General features: G+C 64.6%; 17 protein-coding genes. 9 read left to right on the top strand and 8 right to left on the bottom strand.

Going from position 1 to position 14540, the window contains the following annotated elements; all coding sequences use genetic code 11:
- Window positions 1-62: 62 nt before the first annotated feature.
- From AAHK20_RS01185 to AAHK20_RS01175, 3 genes are all read left to right on the top strand, one after another.
- The gene (locus AAHK20_RS01185; RefSeq protein ID WP_449179598.1) at window positions 63-2429 is read left to right on the top strand and encodes an eCIS core domain-containing protein; all 2367 of its coding nucleotides are present in this window, start codon (window positions 63-65) and stop codon (window positions 2427-2429) included.
- Between the two features lie 86 nt (window positions 2430-2515).
- A complete protein-coding gene (locus tag AAHK20_RS01180; protein ID WP_449179597.1) occupies window positions 2516-3850 on the top strand; it encodes an LLM class flavin-dependent oxidoreductase in 1335 nt (444 codons plus the stop codon).
- A gap of 203 nt (window positions 3851-4053) precedes the next feature.
- On the top strand, window positions 4054-4617 hold the full coding sequence (locus tag AAHK20_RS01175; protein ID WP_449179596.1) for a 4-hydroxylaminobenzoate lyase: 564 nt from the start codon (window positions 4054-4056) through the stop codon (window positions 4615-4617).
- Window positions 4618-4631: 14 nt separating this feature from the next.
- Here AAHK20_RS01175 and AAHK20_RS01170 read toward each other — a convergent pair whose 3' ends face one another.
- The 8 genes from AAHK20_RS01170 to AAHK20_RS01135 form a co-directional block, all read right to left on the bottom strand.
- Window positions 4632-5531, bottom strand: coding sequence for a LysR family transcriptional regulator (locus tag AAHK20_RS01170; RefSeq protein ID WP_449179595.1), 900 nt, complete (start codon window positions 5529-5531; stop codon window positions 4632-4634).
- A 131-nt stretch (window positions 5532-5662) separates the two neighbouring features.
- Window positions 5663-6013: a Mor transcription activator family protein gene (locus tag AAHK20_RS01165; protein ID WP_449179594.1), complete on the bottom strand. Its 351-nt coding sequence runs from the start codon at window positions 6011-6013 to the stop codon at window positions 5663-5665.
- Between the two features lie 81 nt (window positions 6014-6094).
- Window positions 6095-6400 carry a hypothetical protein gene (locus AAHK20_RS01160; protein ID WP_449179593.1) on the bottom strand — a complete coding sequence of 102 codons (306 nt, stop codon included), beginning with the start codon at window positions 6398-6400 and terminating at the stop codon, window positions 6095-6097.
- 1 nt (window position 6401) lies between these two features.
- On the bottom strand, window positions 6402-7601 hold the full coding sequence (locus AAHK20_RS01155; protein ID WP_449179592.1) for an ExeA family protein: 1200 nt from the start codon (window positions 7599-7601) through the stop codon (window positions 6402-6404).
- The gene (locus tag AAHK20_RS01150; RefSeq protein ID WP_449179591.1) at window positions 7595-9400 is read right to left on the bottom strand and encodes a DDE-type integrase/transposase/recombinase; all 1806 of its coding nucleotides are present in this window, start codon (window positions 9398-9400) and stop codon (window positions 7595-7597) included. Before AAHK20_RS01150 ends, AAHK20_RS01155 begins: the two co-directional genes overlap by 7 nt.
- 3 nt (window positions 9401-9403) lie before the next feature.
- A complete protein-coding gene (locus AAHK20_RS01145) occupies window positions 9404-10330 on the bottom strand; it encodes a DUF3102 domain-containing protein (protein WP_449179590.1) in 927 nt (308 codons plus the stop codon).
- A gap of 52 nt (window positions 10331-10382) precedes the next feature.
- Window positions 10383-10694, bottom strand: a complete 312-nt coding sequence (locus tag AAHK20_RS01140) for a helix-turn-helix domain-containing protein (protein WP_449179589.1) — start codon at window positions 10692-10694, stop codon at window positions 10383-10385.
- Window positions 10695-10922: 228 nt separating this feature from the next.
- On the bottom strand, window positions 10923-11162 hold the full coding sequence (locus AAHK20_RS01135) for a DNA-binding protein (protein ID WP_449179588.1): 240 nt from the start codon (window positions 11160-11162) through the stop codon (window positions 10923-10925).
- Between the two features lie 128 nt (window positions 11163-11290).
- On the opposite strand from AAHK20_RS01135, the gene AAHK20_RS01130 reads away from it, so the two are divergent.
- The 6 genes from AAHK20_RS01130 to AAHK20_RS01105 all read left to right on the top strand — a co-directional run bounded on the left by AAHK20_RS01130 (window position 11291) and on the right by AAHK20_RS01105 (window position 14522).
- Window positions 11291-11722 carry a helix-turn-helix domain-containing protein gene (locus tag AAHK20_RS01130; protein WP_449179587.1) on the top strand — a complete coding sequence of 144 codons (432 nt, stop codon included), beginning with the start codon at window positions 11291-11293 and terminating at the stop codon, window positions 11720-11722.
- A 15-nt stretch (window positions 11723-11737) separates the two neighbouring features.
- Window positions 11738-12475 (top strand): DUF1496 domain-containing protein, encoded by a 738-nt coding sequence (locus tag AAHK20_RS01125; protein ID WP_449179586.1) that lies wholly within the window; start codon window positions 11738-11740, stop codon window positions 12473-12475.
- Between the two features lie 96 nt (window positions 12476-12571).
- On the top strand, window positions 12572-12919 hold the full coding sequence (locus AAHK20_RS01120; protein WP_449179585.1) for a putative holin: 348 nt from the start codon (window positions 12572-12574) through the stop codon (window positions 12917-12919).
- Window positions 12920-13609: a transglycosylase SLT domain-containing protein gene (locus AAHK20_RS01115; RefSeq protein ID WP_449179584.1), complete on the top strand. Its 690-nt coding sequence runs from the start codon at window positions 12920-12922 to the stop codon at window positions 13607-13609. It begins immediately after the preceding gene.
- Window positions 13606-14184: a hypothetical protein gene (locus AAHK20_RS01110; protein ID WP_449179583.1), complete on the top strand. Its 579-nt coding sequence runs from the start codon at window positions 13606-13608 to the stop codon at window positions 14182-14184. The genes AAHK20_RS01115 and AAHK20_RS01110 overlap by 4 nt, the downstream gene beginning before the upstream one ends.
- Window positions 14181-14522: a hypothetical protein gene (locus tag AAHK20_RS01105; protein WP_449179582.1), complete on the top strand. Its 342-nt coding sequence runs from the start codon at window positions 14181-14183 to the stop codon at window positions 14520-14522. The genes AAHK20_RS01110 and AAHK20_RS01105 overlap by 4 nt, the downstream gene beginning before the upstream one ends.
- The last annotated feature ends 18 nt before the right edge of the window (window positions 14523-14540 follow it).

Here is a 14540-nt window from a genome sequence, read left to right as displayed (position 1 = left end):
CGATGCTGGCCGTGCCGAACTGGCCGTGCCGAACTGGCCGTGCCGATTTGGAGACTTTCCCGATGAGCAAAGCCTTGCCGCAGCGACGCGCTTTGACGCAAGAAACAAGTTCGAAAGAGCGCGTGCCGGAGCGCGTCGCGCAGCATCGGACCGACAATGACGGGATCCAATCCGCGCAGCCTGCCCATCTGGCGCCGCTGCAAACCGATGCCATGCACTACAACTCGCACGGCCTGCCATCGCGGTTGCGCGCCGGAATCGAAGCGCTGTCCGGGATGGATATGAGCGACGTGGTGGTCCATCGAAACTCCGGCAAGCCAGCGCAGTTGAATGCGCTGGCTTACGCGCGCGGCAACGAGATTCATCTGGCGCCGGGGCAAGACGAGCATCTGCCGCATGAGGCGTGGCACGTGGTGCAGCAAAGACAAGGCCGGGTCAGGCCAAGCATGCAATTGGCAGGGGTCGATGTGAACGACGATGTCGCGCTCGAGCGCGAGGCGGATGCGATGGGGAGTCATGCCGTGCTCGCTGCGCCCTCTCCTGCACCCTCTTGCGCGCCAGAGGCGAGCACGGCGTCCTCCACGCCGATCCTGCAGTCCGTGGTTCAGGCGGGCAAGCCGCCCGGCGGCGGCCTCATGGCGATGGGCAGCCTGCACTACTCGAACGGGCCGCACGGGCGCCCCGCCATGCCGGGCAGCGGCGTCGTGCAGCGAGTCAGGGAAGTCAAGGACACCGAATGGGAGCGGCTCGATTTCATCTACGAGGCACTGGATCACTACGAAGACGTGCTTAGCTACAGTTCGTCGATCCCGCCGCGCCTGCCGCCGGAGTTCTTCCCGCTCTACGACGAGGCCGAACGCATCTACCAGACCATCTACACGAGCGGCGAGGTGGAGAACGACGAGACCGTCAGCGCGCTGGAGCGCATGGTGACCGCGCTGGACGAGATGATGAACGCCGCCAAAAGGCGTGCGGCCATCGACCGCGCCGCACAGGAACGAGCCGCGTACCGGCCGCCGTCCAAGACGAGTCGCTTCATGTCCGACGATCTCAAAACGGCGGCGATGGAGCGTGCGGAGAAGTTGAATGCCGGCATGAACGCGATGCCCGAATTCCAGCGCAACCTAGCCGTGCTCCGCTCCAATCGCGACGCCACCTTCTTTGTGATCGGCAAGAGCGCAATGGGTCAAGGCGACACGGCCTTCGTCGTGCGCGCCGTCACCATGCTCAGCAATCTCGGCCTGCGAGCCATCGGCGTGAAACAGGAGAAGGACGCCTACAGCGGCGGCACCTCCTTCGCCAAGAGCATTCCTTTCATCACGCCCGAGCAGATGCGCAAACACGCCAAGCCGGGCGATTTCATCATCGAAGGGCCGCTGTCCGATCCGGTGCTTCCGCCCCCGGAACCGAAGACGGAATCCAAGGCTTCAAAAGCCTCCTCGTCGTCCTCGCCCTCCCCCTCGTCGTCCATCACCACGACGTTCGACGCAATGGCGGGCTTCACAGCGGACAAGCGCACCCTGCGCAATCTGCGCCTCTACGAGTACGGCACGCTGACTTACCGCGGCGGACAGGCCGTGCGGGCCCCCCACGACAAGAGCAACGTCGTCCATCACTCCGGCAAGCTCCATCACGGCTTCATGGGCATGGGGCACGGTGAGATGGGGGCGTTCTACAACGCGAGCGATACGCGTATCTCCAAGCCACTGAACGAAGTGCTGGCGGCATTCGCCGAGACGAGCCTGGCTTCGAAAATCCTGCTGGGCCTGCTCGCCAAGCATGCGGACGCCGAGATCTACATCGGCTACGCCAACCAGCGCACGTCCGTGAAAAGCTGGGTCTCGACGGTGAGCGCCATCGCAGCGGGACGCGAGACGTTCTCCATCGTGATCGGCCTCTACGGCGAGTTGAAGCCTGCCGCAAGCGGGCCGATTCCCCAAGCGGAAGCGACGTGGGTATGGAGCAAGGGCGAAGCATTCAGCGGAGAGAAGCAGCGAGCGGAGACCATTCCGAACAAGGACAGCCGCGTCGCCGTTGTGATCGCCGACGGCGTGCCGGCGCCGGTGATGAACGCCCTGCAGAAGCGGGCTATGCCATTCACCTTGAGCACGGGCAATTACTCGCTTTCCGAGGCGGTCGAGAACAGGCATTTCCCGATCTATGAGACCTTGGACTTCAACGCGGGGGTGCAAAGCGCATTCCAATTCCAGGTGCTCCATGCCCTGACCAAACTGGGCCTGGAGGAAACGGACTTCGGCCGGGCCGCGATCGCCTTGACCAAGGCCGGCCCCGACTCCCTTCCCAGGATGAAAGCGCAGATCGCCACCGTGCTCGCCCACCCGTACGAGATACGGCTGGTGATGGGCGTCATCCGCGCCAATACCGACATCAAGGAAAACTTCATCGCGCGGCTCGCGTCGCTCGTTTAGCACTGGCGGGCAATAAGCGCGAAACCATGCCGCCATCGTTTTGGAGTTAGGCTTGAGCCTATCTCGTCAGATCCGATGGAGAAGGCATGAAACGCGACACGATGATACTGAGCGCATTTTTCTTCAATCCGCAGGGCGACCATCGGGTGTCGTGGCGGTACCCCACCGCGCCCGGGCTCGAGATTTTCGGGCTGCCGTACTTTCGGAAACTCGCGGAAGCCGCGGAGGCAGCCCGCTTTGACGCCATGTTCATCGCCGATCATGTGGCGATGTGGGATACGTTCCCGAGCAACGTGGCGCACTACGCGAACGCGAGGCTGGAGCCCATCACGCTCTTGTCCGCGCTCGCAGCGGTGACGCGGGACGTCGGTCTCATCGGCACGGTGTCCGCGTCGTACAGCGAGCCCTACAACACGGCGCGCGCATTCGCGTCGCTGGACCATCTGAGCATGGGACGCGCCGCTTGGAATGTCGTGACCTCGGGGATGAACGAAGAGGCCATGAATTTCGGCCGTGACGGCAATATCGAGCACGGGTATCGATACGAGCGGGCGACTGAATTCCTCGAAATCGCCAAGGATCTCTGGGACAGCTGGGAGGACGGCGCCGTCTTGCTCGACAAGGCCAGCGGGTTTTTCGCCGACACCTCGAAAGTGCATCGCATCGAGCATGAAGGAAAGCATTTCAAGGTGCGCGGCCCGCTCAATGTTCCGCGTCCGCCGCAGGGTTACCCGGTGATCGTTCAGGCGGGCTCGTCGGGTGATGGGAAGAATCTGGCCGCGAAGCACGCGGACCTGCATTTTGCGGTCGTGCGCACCATCGAAGACGGCGTGAGCTATCGACGCGAAATGAACGCGCTTCTCGCCAATCATGGACGCGAGCCCGACAGTCTCAAGATCCTCCCCGGCATCCTGCCGATCGTAGCGGGCTCGCGTGAAGAAGCGCAGGAAAAGCGTGAGTTTCTCGAAACGCTGGTGCCGGAACGCTTCGGGGTGGATCTGGTTTCGAGCTGGTGCGGCACCGATGTCTCGCATCTCCCGATCGACGGTCCGCTGCCGGAACTCCCGGATGAATCGACTTACGACGGTCAGCGCAGCAACCTCGCAAGACTGAAGGCCTTCAAGCAGCAAAACCTGAGCATCCGCGAGGTGGCGCGCAAGCTTTCGAACGCCGGAGCGGTGCCGATGGTGGCGGGCCGCCCGCAGGATATCGCCGACGAAATGGAAGCTTGGTTCAAAGGCGGCGCTTGCGATGGGTTCAATCTGATGTTTCCGGTGCTGCCGGAAGAGTGGCTGAATTTTGCGGAGCAAGTCGCGCCGGAATTACAGCGGCGAGGGATCGCGCAAACGGGCTATCGGGGTGGGACGCTGCGGGACAAGCTCGGATTGGCGAGGCCGGGGAATCGGTTTGCGGGGAAGTAGCGGCAAGTTGGTTGGGTGCTAAGCGCGGCACTCGACCGAAGTACCCCACTTGTGCACGCCATGCATCACTGTGTTCCAACACCCTCCTTCAATGGCCCGCACGGGCATGGCATCGTCATCACGCTGCACTTGAGCGTATCCGGCATGAGCGCGACGCTCCACATGCCGGATCAGCACGACGATCAACCCAAGGAGGAACCGCAATGTCTCACCCTCAACTCGCCAGTGCCAAAGACGAACTCATCGCCCTCTGTCTCCCCTTTCTGCAAGAGATCAAGGACATGACCGCGGGCGCGGAGGTCGAGCACTGGCTGAACACGAAGTACGGCGTTAGAAGCGAGCTGTATCAGAACCTCTCGCGATTGATTGCAATCGGCGTGAAGGAAGGTTGGGCTGCCGATGTCGAAATCGCCGGCCCGCGCTACCGCCGCGCGCGACTCGTCGAGCCTTGCGCGGCGACGTATTTCTTCAGCATCACAGCCGTGCTGATGGACAGCACGGACAACGCCCACCACAACCCCGAAGGCAGCTTCCGCGGCGACTATCACTCGCACCCGTATGGCGAGTTCAACATGGTCGTGCCGCTCGACGAAGGCGCAGCGCTCGCGGGTCCGAACGGCTGGTGTCATGGCGGCTGGACCGCGCCCTCGCCCGGCAGCCACCACTATCCGGAAGCCAAGGGTGGCGCTGTCATCGCGCTCTTCTTCCTGCCGGCTGGAAGAATTGCGTACGACGTCGAGCCCCTGTATCGAGGCGCGGCGGCTTGAACCGCCCTACCGCGCTACCACGCACGCGCCTTGCCCACCATAAAGTCGACGAACGACCGGATCCGCGCCGGCAGCAGTTCGCGGTGCGACATCAGGAGATTGACCTCGATCGGCTCGGGTACCCAGTCGGCCATGACCTTGACCAGGCAGCCGCGCTCGACGTCGCCCTGCGCGTGAAGGTCCGGCATGACAGCGAGACCCAGCCCTGAAACCGTCAACTGGCGCAGAACCGCGAGACTGTTCACCCACATGTTGCTAGGCGGTTCGGGGCTCACGCGCTCGCTGCCGCGCGTGAACGACCACGGTTCGAGGGAGTAAGGCTGGTCCCCGAGCAACAGACATTCGTGAGCGTCGAGCTGTTCGGGATGCGTCGGCGCGGGGTGACGCTCGAGATACGCGGGACTCGCGTACAGCGAGCGCGCCAGCACCCCCAGCCGCCGGACGATCAGGCTGGAGTCCGGCACGTCGCCCGTCTTGATCCATACGTCGACATCGCTCGCGACGACGTCGACAAGACGGCTGCCCGGCCCGGCTTCGACTTCCATCGAAATACCGGGGTTGGCCTGCATGAATTCGGCAAAGCATGCGGCGAAGCGCTGCGCACCCAGTTCGGCCGGAATCGCAACACGCAGACGCCCCGCCGGCGTCGAGCGTTCATCGCTGACCATCTGCTCGGCTCGCGCGACCTCTTCGAGGACCAGGACGCAGCGGTCAAAGTAGGCCTTCCCGATTGGCGTCGCATTCACCTTGCGCGTGGTGCGCTTGACGAGTTGCACGCCCAACTCTTTCTCCATCCTGGTAATGCGGCGGCTCCCCGAAGACTTGGGAATGTCGAGTTCGAGCGAGGCTCGCGTGATGCTGCCATGCCGCACCGCTTCGACGAAAAACCTCATGTCGGATAGTTCGATACTCATCGTTCCTCCCTGCCGGGCTCTATGATCGCCCCCGCCATAATCACCCCACCCCGCGAGCTATAAACTACACCACAGCCTTGCTCGCCGGGCGGCGTCCCGGAAAAACGTTTTCACGCCTCGCAAAGGCCACGCTATCCAAACAGGTGTCGTTGCCGGCTGGCGTTTTCCTCCTGTCGCACGGCCTTCACGATCTTGTAGATCCACTGCAGCGATACCCCGTACTTGCGCGCGAGATCGCTGTGGTTGGCGCCGGTGAATTCGTCGTAGATCTGCCGGTCGCGCTGCGACAGCTTGTACGACATGCCCATCGGGAAGTAGATGTTTTGTCCGCCCCAATGCGCCGCCATGCGGTCCGCCACTTCCCGCCCCGCCTGCTCGGCTTTGCCTGCGTCGAGGCCGAGCCTCTCCGCCAGCGTGAACGCCACGTGCTGCGCCAGATCGACCAGCAATTCGGGGCCTTTGCTCTTGAACTCGCCTTTCATTTCATCGTTTCTCCTTGCCCGGCCTCGGAGCCGGGCTTCGTATTCGCTTCGTTCGCTTCGACCGGCTTGCGTTCCGGCCATTCATCCATCGGTCCACAACACGCTCACGTCCATGAAGCGGCTGACGCGGCGCCGCACGCTCGCCTCGGTGCATCCGGCGAGCCGCTGCGCGGGCGATGGCGAGAGCGGTTTGCCGGTCATGCGGCGCACACCCTTCGAGACCTCGACGAGCGGCGGGCCTTCGCGATCGGCATCGATCGTGGTCCTCACGACCCGATAGCCCATCGCCCGCAACGCGCGTGTCGCGCAGTTGACCGCCGATAACCGTTCGCGCATGCGTTCGGTCAGCACGCGGCAGCGCTTGCTTTCTTTTGCGACGGCATGCATGTCACACGCTCCGCACGACATCGGCGGTGACGTGGGGCGCGCCCAGTTCCGCAGCGAGATTCATGCTCGCGATCAGTAAATTGCCGATCGCGAGCGGATACAGCATCGAGACCGTCTCCGTGCGCTCCCGCCGCGCCCGCGCAAAGGTCAGGCGTTCGCGCAGCGCGTCGATGCCACTCATGTCGATCACGTCGCCCAGTTTCTTGCCGGTGCGCGTGAAACGGAACGAGAGGTATTCGTTGAGCGCAGCGCCGGTGAGCGGCGCGAGCTCGACCAGCTCGCAGCGCTGCACCACTTCGCGCACCGCGTGGTGATGCACGGACAGCTTCAATTTCAACTCCGGCTGACCGATCAGCACGATAGACAACAGACGCGCAAAGCCGCCTTCAAGTTCAAAGAACCGCTTCAGATGCTTGAGCGTCGGCACCGGCAGCGCGTGGGCTTCGTCGATGACAAGGCAGTGACGAAAGCCCGCTGCCCGGCTCGCCTTCAGTGCGCGATGCAATTGAGCGAAGCGCGCTTCGGCTGAGCGGCGCGGGCGTTCGAGCGGCGCGATCGCGGCCATGATCGCGTCGACGATGTGGTCCGTCGTCAGCGCCTTGCCGCGGCGGCCGCTGTCTTCCATGGCGAGCACGTAAGGGCGGATCATCATCACCGGCTGACGCTCGCGTGCGAGCCGGTCTTCGAGGTCGCGCAACAGCGTGGTCTTGCCCGCACCCGATTCGGCCACGACGGCGAGCAGGCCGCCATGCATGGCCGTATGGAACATCGCCTCGCGCACGTAACGGATGTCGGCGTTCACGAAGAGATCGTCTTGGGATTGCGGACTTTCGTGCAGCGGATCGCGAAAGAGCCCGAAGTGCTTGCGCGTGGCCGTCTGCAAAGTTTGTTTGTGCAACAGCATGAATTCCTCCTGGGGGATGGGAGCAGGCGATTCGGCGATCACCGGCTGGGCGGCGGCCTGGCTCGCCGCCGTACGCTCCGAGGTTTCGAACAGGCCGGCCAGCTCGCTGTCTCTCACAGCGTCATGGCTGCGCAGGAAGTCGCGAATGCGCGCCTGCAGCTCGCGCGTGTCGATGCGCTTGGGCCACGCACCGTGATTGACGATCTGCGCGACGGCCGCCTGTGAAAGTCCGAGATGGCCCGCGAGGTCCGCTTGCCGGCAGCCGACGCGGCGCAACACGTGCTTGAGGGTCAGCATCGCGCGTCTCCCGATGCGGCAAGACGAGGCATCGCGAGGCCGATCAGCTCGTCAAAGAGCGCATCGAGCTGCGTCTCGGGCACGCCGTGCGGATAGCGCGTTGCGAGCCATTCGAAGTGATGCGCTTGCCACAGGCCGGCTTCGCCCTGCTCCGTCAGCTGGCTTCTCAAGCGGCGCGCAGCCTCGACCACCGATAGCGGCGCGTGCGTGAGCGTGGGCGCCTGAAGTGCATGCGCGGTCCCGCGCCGCGGCAGGTAGGCCGGCAGCGTCGCATCGTCGAGATGGCGATACGGGGCGAGGCGCCCGCCGAAAGGCAGCGGCTTGGCAAGGCGCGCGCCGGCAGCGGCGTCCTGCGCCTTGCCGGCCGGCGCATTGGGTTCGGCGACGAGCCGCTTGAGCGCGTTGCGCGCGTGTACCGCTTGCGTCGCGATCGGACGGGCGTAGGTGTCGCCGATCGTCGCGGCGTCGAGCGCGAAGCCGTATTCATCCTTGGCGACCGCCGGCACGACGTGGAATATGTCGTGACCGCTTGCGTCGACACACGCGACTTGCGCCGCGTCGTCGCGCCAAGGGTTGCGCGTCACGCGCAAGGTCTCGCCGACCAGCACGCCAGGCACGGAAGAAACGTCGTACTCCACGCCGCGAAACGACACGCGCAGCTTGGGGCTCACCTTGCGCGGCTCGGGCTGAGCGACCGCCAGCTCGCGGCACGCCTCGACCGGAGGCGCTTTCACGAGCTCGTTCGCGCGGATGCGCAGCCAGACCTCGCTGCGGGTGCGGCCGTGACGGCCGTGTACGGCCGTCGCGTTGAAATGCATGCGCCATTTCTTCGCGAGCGCGTTCAGTTCGTCGAGGCTGTTGACCGGCTGGAACTTGAGACCCGGTTCGAATTTGCGTTCGATCAGATTGCGCGCGTTCTCGACCTGGCCCGTCGCGCGCGCATTGCCCGGCTTATGGACGGCCATCTCGATGCCGAGCGAACGGCACAGGTTGCGCGTCATGGCGGCCGTATTGGCGGAGCCCGGGTCAAGCATCAGGATGCGCGGCACACCGTGCAGCAGGTCGGCCCCGCCCCGCTCCTGCATCGCGTTGATGAGCACCGAGCAGAGGTTCTCGCCCGACTCCGCGCCCATCACGTATTCGACGTAGATCCAGCCGCTCGCGTGATCGGTGATCTCGTAGCTCCAGACGCGATCGGCGGCGATGCGCGCGACGTTCTTCGGCTTGTTCTTGTAGAACTCGTCGTGCGCCATCGCGCGCAGGCCGTTGCCCCGCGCCTGCGCCGACGGCTTCAGGTAGTAAAGCACGCACAGGCTCGCGTCGATCTGCCAGACGTGGTTCGGATGACGGCTCGCCAGCTCGGCGCATGGCTCGGGCGCGAGCAACTGGTCGGGGTGCAGGCCGTAAAGACGCAACGCGCGCTGGATCGCGCTATCCGAGAGCGCGCGAATCTCGCCGGTTGCCGCATCGACGCTCTCGGCGCGGATCATGCTGTTCGCGCGCAGCGTGGCGACGGCGTCGCCGATCGCATAGAGGCGCTTGTCGTTCTTGCGCGCCGATTCGATCACGAGCGCCGAGATCAGGCTTGCCTCGGCTTTCGTGAGCGCGCTTTGGCCCGCGTCGGAGCGGCGCTTGCGAGGCGGCGTCAGCGCGACCGTCTTCAGCTTGCGCATGAGCGTGGCGAGGGACATGCCGAGCTCCCTGCACGCCGCCGCGTAGATCTCGCCCTTGCGGCCGTGTCCCGCGCGGCGCGCGGCATGGACGACTGCCACGAGCCGTTCTGTCAGCACAGCATTCATCGCTTACGACTCCGTCGCTTCAAGGGCAGCCGCCAGCGGCGGCGGGACGCTGAGCCAGTCCGGGGCCGCTTCGCCGCCGGGCGCGCGCTTCAAGTCGAACTCGTCGCGCAGTTCGCCCAGGGCCGACTCGATCTGGCAGAGCAGGCCCGCCATGAAATCGCCGTGCGCCGCCCCGTGCGCCTGCGCATGCGCCGTCATCGAGCGCAATGCGTTACGCAGATTGCCGCGCAACGCCGCCTCGGCCTCGAATGCGAGCGTGCTCGCTTCGGCGCGCAAGCGCTCGCCTGCCGGGTCCGGCGGTGCGGATTCGATCTGCTGCGCGCGGCTCGCGAGCGCCGCCGCGAGCTCGTCGAGCTTGGCGTTCTTATCGGTCATCACGCGAGCCTGCGCGGTCGCGTTCGCGCGCGCGTCGCGCAGCGCCAGGCGCAGCTCGCGCGCGGTCATGCGGTCGATGTCGTCTTGCTCGAGGCCGACGACGGTGCCGCCGTCGGCCAGCGCGTCGAGTTCGTCGTCGTCGAGCACCATCAGCTCGTAGAGCTTGCTCTTGCCGAGAACGCTCAACGTCGAGCGTTTTGCGCCCCCGAAGTCGGGGCCGAGAAACTTGACCGACGCCTGCATCATGCGGCGCGCCACTTGCGGCGCAAGCCCGAGCTGCTCCTCTACGATGCGCGTGAACTCGCCATGCGGCTCGTTCTCTTTGAGCAGCACGAGGCGCTTGCCGGCTTCCAGCATGGCTTCGGCGCTTTGCGCCATATAAAAGCGAGCTTCGTTGACGATGCGCGCTCGGTCATACGGCAAGCCGTCGCCGAAGCGCTCGGCGATGGCCGCGGAATGCGCGCTCAACTGATTGGCCGCGCTCGCGAGCGAGGGCTGCTCGGCGATGAGCGTGTCGCCGGCCGGAGCCGGGCGTGGCAAGGATTTGCGTGCCATGGGTGGTGTCCTTTTCTTGACGAAGCAGGTCTGTTGATGACGTCAACGGGACCTAGAGGTATTGCGAGGCGAGACGGCTTTGCATTTCGTCGATGCGTTGGCGCGCGCCGTCGAGACTGCGCAGAATTGCCACGGCGTGCTGGGCGAGCTTGACCGACGGCCGGATGCGCCCGGTCTCGGGAATCCGTTCGGCGAAGCCGCCGTCTTCGAGCGTCGTGACGTAACGCGTGATGTTGGAGGGCGACAGGCCCGTGGCGCGCGCGAGCTCGCCCGGCGTCAGTCCGTGCGCGAAATGGCTGAGCAGCACGTCCAGCACGTCGAGCACCTTCTCCGCGCTCTTGATGGTCGAGGCAGCGCCGGTCATGAGCGACCCCGGCATGGCCTGCGGGATCCATAATCTCTATGACCAATTGCAATCCAATTTTTTCTCGAATTTAGTCCGATATTCATTTTCTTTTATCCGACTGTGAAACAGATTTGCAGGACAGCGAACGAAAAGCGGATAATCGGGTTCTTTGAAATGAAGCCGCGCGGGATAAGACAGCGAGCAGGCTGCATTGTCCAAAGCCGAAAGGGAATTGATAGGCGTGCATTAAGCGCGGCGGCGTGTTAGAGGCCGCAGGGCGGAGGCCGGGTCCTTGCAGATTTCTCCGGCTTTCAAACCGAGCTTGATGGCGATTTCATGAGCTTGTCCGCGCAAGCATTTTTTGCGGCCGCCGAGCACCTCGAATACGAGGTTGGGAGAAAATTGATTGGCGATCGCCCATTGGGTAATCGACACGCCTTTCGACTGAAGCTCAGCGCGGGCTTCGGTCGCAGTGCGCAGTTGCATGACAGGCTCCTAAAAGAGTAGCGGCGTCACCGATCAAAGTGACGCTTGAGTTGCCGTTCGTAGCGGGACGGTGTGGATTGATTATGGTAACAAAATCGTTACCTGTCAATTTGTATGGAGAATAATTTGTGTCCATAGGCGAGCGTCTCAAGGAAGAGCGCGAACGGCTCGGCTTCACTCAGCCGGCGTTTGCCGGGCTGGCGGAGACCACCAAGAAGAGCCAGATCGACTACGAAAAGAATTTGACGCAACCGAAAGCGGGTTACCTTGCCGCCATCGCGAGAGTCGGCGCGGACGTCCAGTACATCGTGACGGGCGAGCGTTCGCCCGCGGCGCTTGCCGCTGACGAGACGGTGCTGCTGGAGGGGTTTCGCGGCCTCGATGCCGCCACCAGGAAGCGCATGCTGGCGTTCGTGCTCGGCTCGCCGCCGCCGGACGAGGCAACGCCCGCACGCGCTGCGGCCAAGAGGAAAAAGCAAAAGGTCGAAGGTTCGCTGCAGGTGTTCAAGCAAGCGCCCACCGGGGATATTGCCGGCCGGGATATCGTCAAGAAGAAGTAGGCGCGGCAGGCGGCAATGAACGCGGTAAAGCAGGCTTTCGAGGGGGCCGTCGGCGAGGTGGCGGGCCGTGACATCATCAACCACCACTACTCGTACGGCCGCCTGTTGACGAATAGCGAGCGCCGTGCGTTGGGCTATCTCGTCGAGCGGCTCGAAGCGGAGTTCGGCGAACCGGCCTGGCAGACCTGGAAATTCGTCTACCGGGTGATCGGTGTCGAGAACGTGGAATCGATGTGCATCGGCCATCGCGATCAGGCCAGGACGATCCTCGAATTGCTGCTCGAACGCGCGCAACATCGCAAAGCCTGCGAGGAGCAAAGCGCCAGGCTCGCGCTCGCCAACGAGCGCATTCAGGATCTGCTCGCCGAGAACGCCATGCTCGCCGCGGGCATGACAACCTTCGGACACGGCCGCGCCGAGCGCGATGCCGAAGGCCGTGAAGCCGGCGCCGATACCCGCTATCGGAGCGCGCGGGCGAACACCGCCGCCGCTCAGCGGCGCGCGATTCGCGCGTGGCTCGTGGCCGGCGCCGCGATGTTCACTATGCTGTTGCTCGGCTACCAGACGTACAAGCTGCGCAACGTAACGCGGCTCGTCGAGGCGCGGCTCGCGGTCTGCGAATTCGACGGCAAGCCGTATGGACTTGGCAGCGTCATCGACAGCGACAGCATGCTGCTCAAGTGCGCCGCCATTTACGACGGGCATCCACAGTGGCAGCGCATCGCTGTCGCCGATCAGATCCGCAGTAAATAGCGCACGCGTTGCGCCCGACTCCGAATCTAAAGGGAGTTAATAGCCCGCTGCGCGCGTGCGGCGCAACATCGCGGCATCTTCAACACGGAGACGCCAATGCGCTTCATCAAACACTATCCCCGCATGACCGGCTGGATCGCCGCCGCCCTGCTCTTCGCCAGCGCGATCGCCCTCGTTTCTCCGCAGCAGTTGCCGGTTGCGCTCTACAAACTGAGTCTCATCAGTCTTGCCGCGGTCGTCGCCTACTGGCTCGATCGCGGGCTCTTTCCCTATGCGCGGCCGGACGGCTATTTGCGCAAGGACTGGCGCGACGGCACCGACGAGCCGCTCAACCATGCCGACTTTCCGATCGTGCCGGGCTGCGAAGCCGTGTTCGCCGCGGCGCTGCTGCGGCGCGCGCTGATCGTCGCCGGCGTGGTGATCGGCGTCGCACTGGGGCTGTAAATGCGCGTTGCTCTGCTTCATGCGCGGGCTGCCAGGCTCGCGGGGGTGACGCTCGTCGCGTGGCTCGCGCCGTTCTCGGGCGCGTATGCGCAAGCGGGCGCATCCGTGCCCGAGAACGCGCTGCGCTATCGCGCCGAACTGATCCGCAACGCGCGCGCGACGTGGGGGCTCAACGCGCCTGTCGCGACCTTCGCCGCGCAGATTCATCAGGAAAGCCGCTGGCGCGCCGACGCCGTGAGCCCGGTCGGCGCTCAAGGCATGGCGCAGTTCATGCCGGCCACTGCGCGCTGGATCGCGGAAATCTACCCGTCGCTCGCGAGCTGCGCCGCGACGGCCAGCGAGCCCGATTGCGCCGCAACCAAGCGCCCGCTGAACCCGGGCTGGGCCCTGCGCGCGCTCGTGATCTACGACCGCTACCTCTGGGAACGGATCGAGGCCGCGTCGCCCTGCGAGCGCATGGCGATGACGCTCTCTGCCTACAACGGCGGCCTCGGCTGGGTCAATCGCGACCGCCGCCTCGCCGCCGCGAGCGGCGCGAATCGTCTGGTCTGGTTCGATCACGTCGAGCGCTTCAACGCCGGGCGCAGCGCAGCCGCGTTTCGCGAGAACCGCGGCTACCCGCAGGTGATTCTGCGGACCTTCGAGCCGCGTTACGTCAAGGCGGGATTCGGCCAGGGAGTGTGCGCATGAAGCTGTTGCCGTTTTCAGTGCCGCCCCGCGTCGCCGTTCTGATTGCGCTCGTCGTGGCGGTCGATATCACTGGAACGTTTGCCGGCTACTACGCGGGCTATCGCCACGCATCGGCGCAAGGCGCCGCGGCGCTGGCGCGCCAGGAAGCCGCGCAAGCCTTAGCCGCGCGCGAGCGCGAGCGGGCGTTGAACGACTATGCCGCGTCGCTCGCGGCCCAACTGCTCGAAGCACGCAGACGTCACGCGAGCGAAGCCCAGGATCTCAAACGAAGGATCGACCATGTCACCGATAGCTATCGACCGGCGCCGGATGCGCCGCTGCACCCTCTTCCCGCTTGCGTGTTTACCGCTGGCTTTGTCGGCGTGTACAACGCCGCCATCGACGCCGGGCCTTTGCCCGAAGCCGACGCTGCCGCCGTCGCTGATGGAGCGCCCGGCGCCGCCGAAACCCTTGACTCCGGGGTACGGCAACGCGACGTCCTCGCCCACCTCATCGACTATGGTCAGCGCTGCCGCGGCATCGAGGCGCAGTTGAACCGCGTGCTCGCCTGGGTGCAAGAGGAGGTATCGCAATGAACGTGCTGATCGAATTCTGGCAGTTGATTTCGCTGTTCGGCACCTTCATCGGTTTGCTGTTCGCAGCGGGCAAGGTGTTGCTCACGCAGATGGAGCGCCATCAGTCCGAACGCGACCGCAAGCAGGAGGCGCAGCTCGATACGCTGATCAATCAGGTCGAGAAGGAAGGCGAGACCATCAAGCGGCTCGAACGCGACTTCCTGCATTTTCAGGCCGATCTTCCCATCCAGTACGTGCGCCGCGAAGACTACGTCCGCAGTCAGACCGTGATCGAAGCCAAGCTCGATACGGTCGCCTTCAAGATCGAGAATCTGCAAATGAAAGACACACAACGATGAAGTTCGATGGACATGGTT

Source organism: Trinickia camelliae (assembly GCF_053525655.1).
This window is presented reverse-complemented; position numbering and strand designations above follow the sequence as displayed.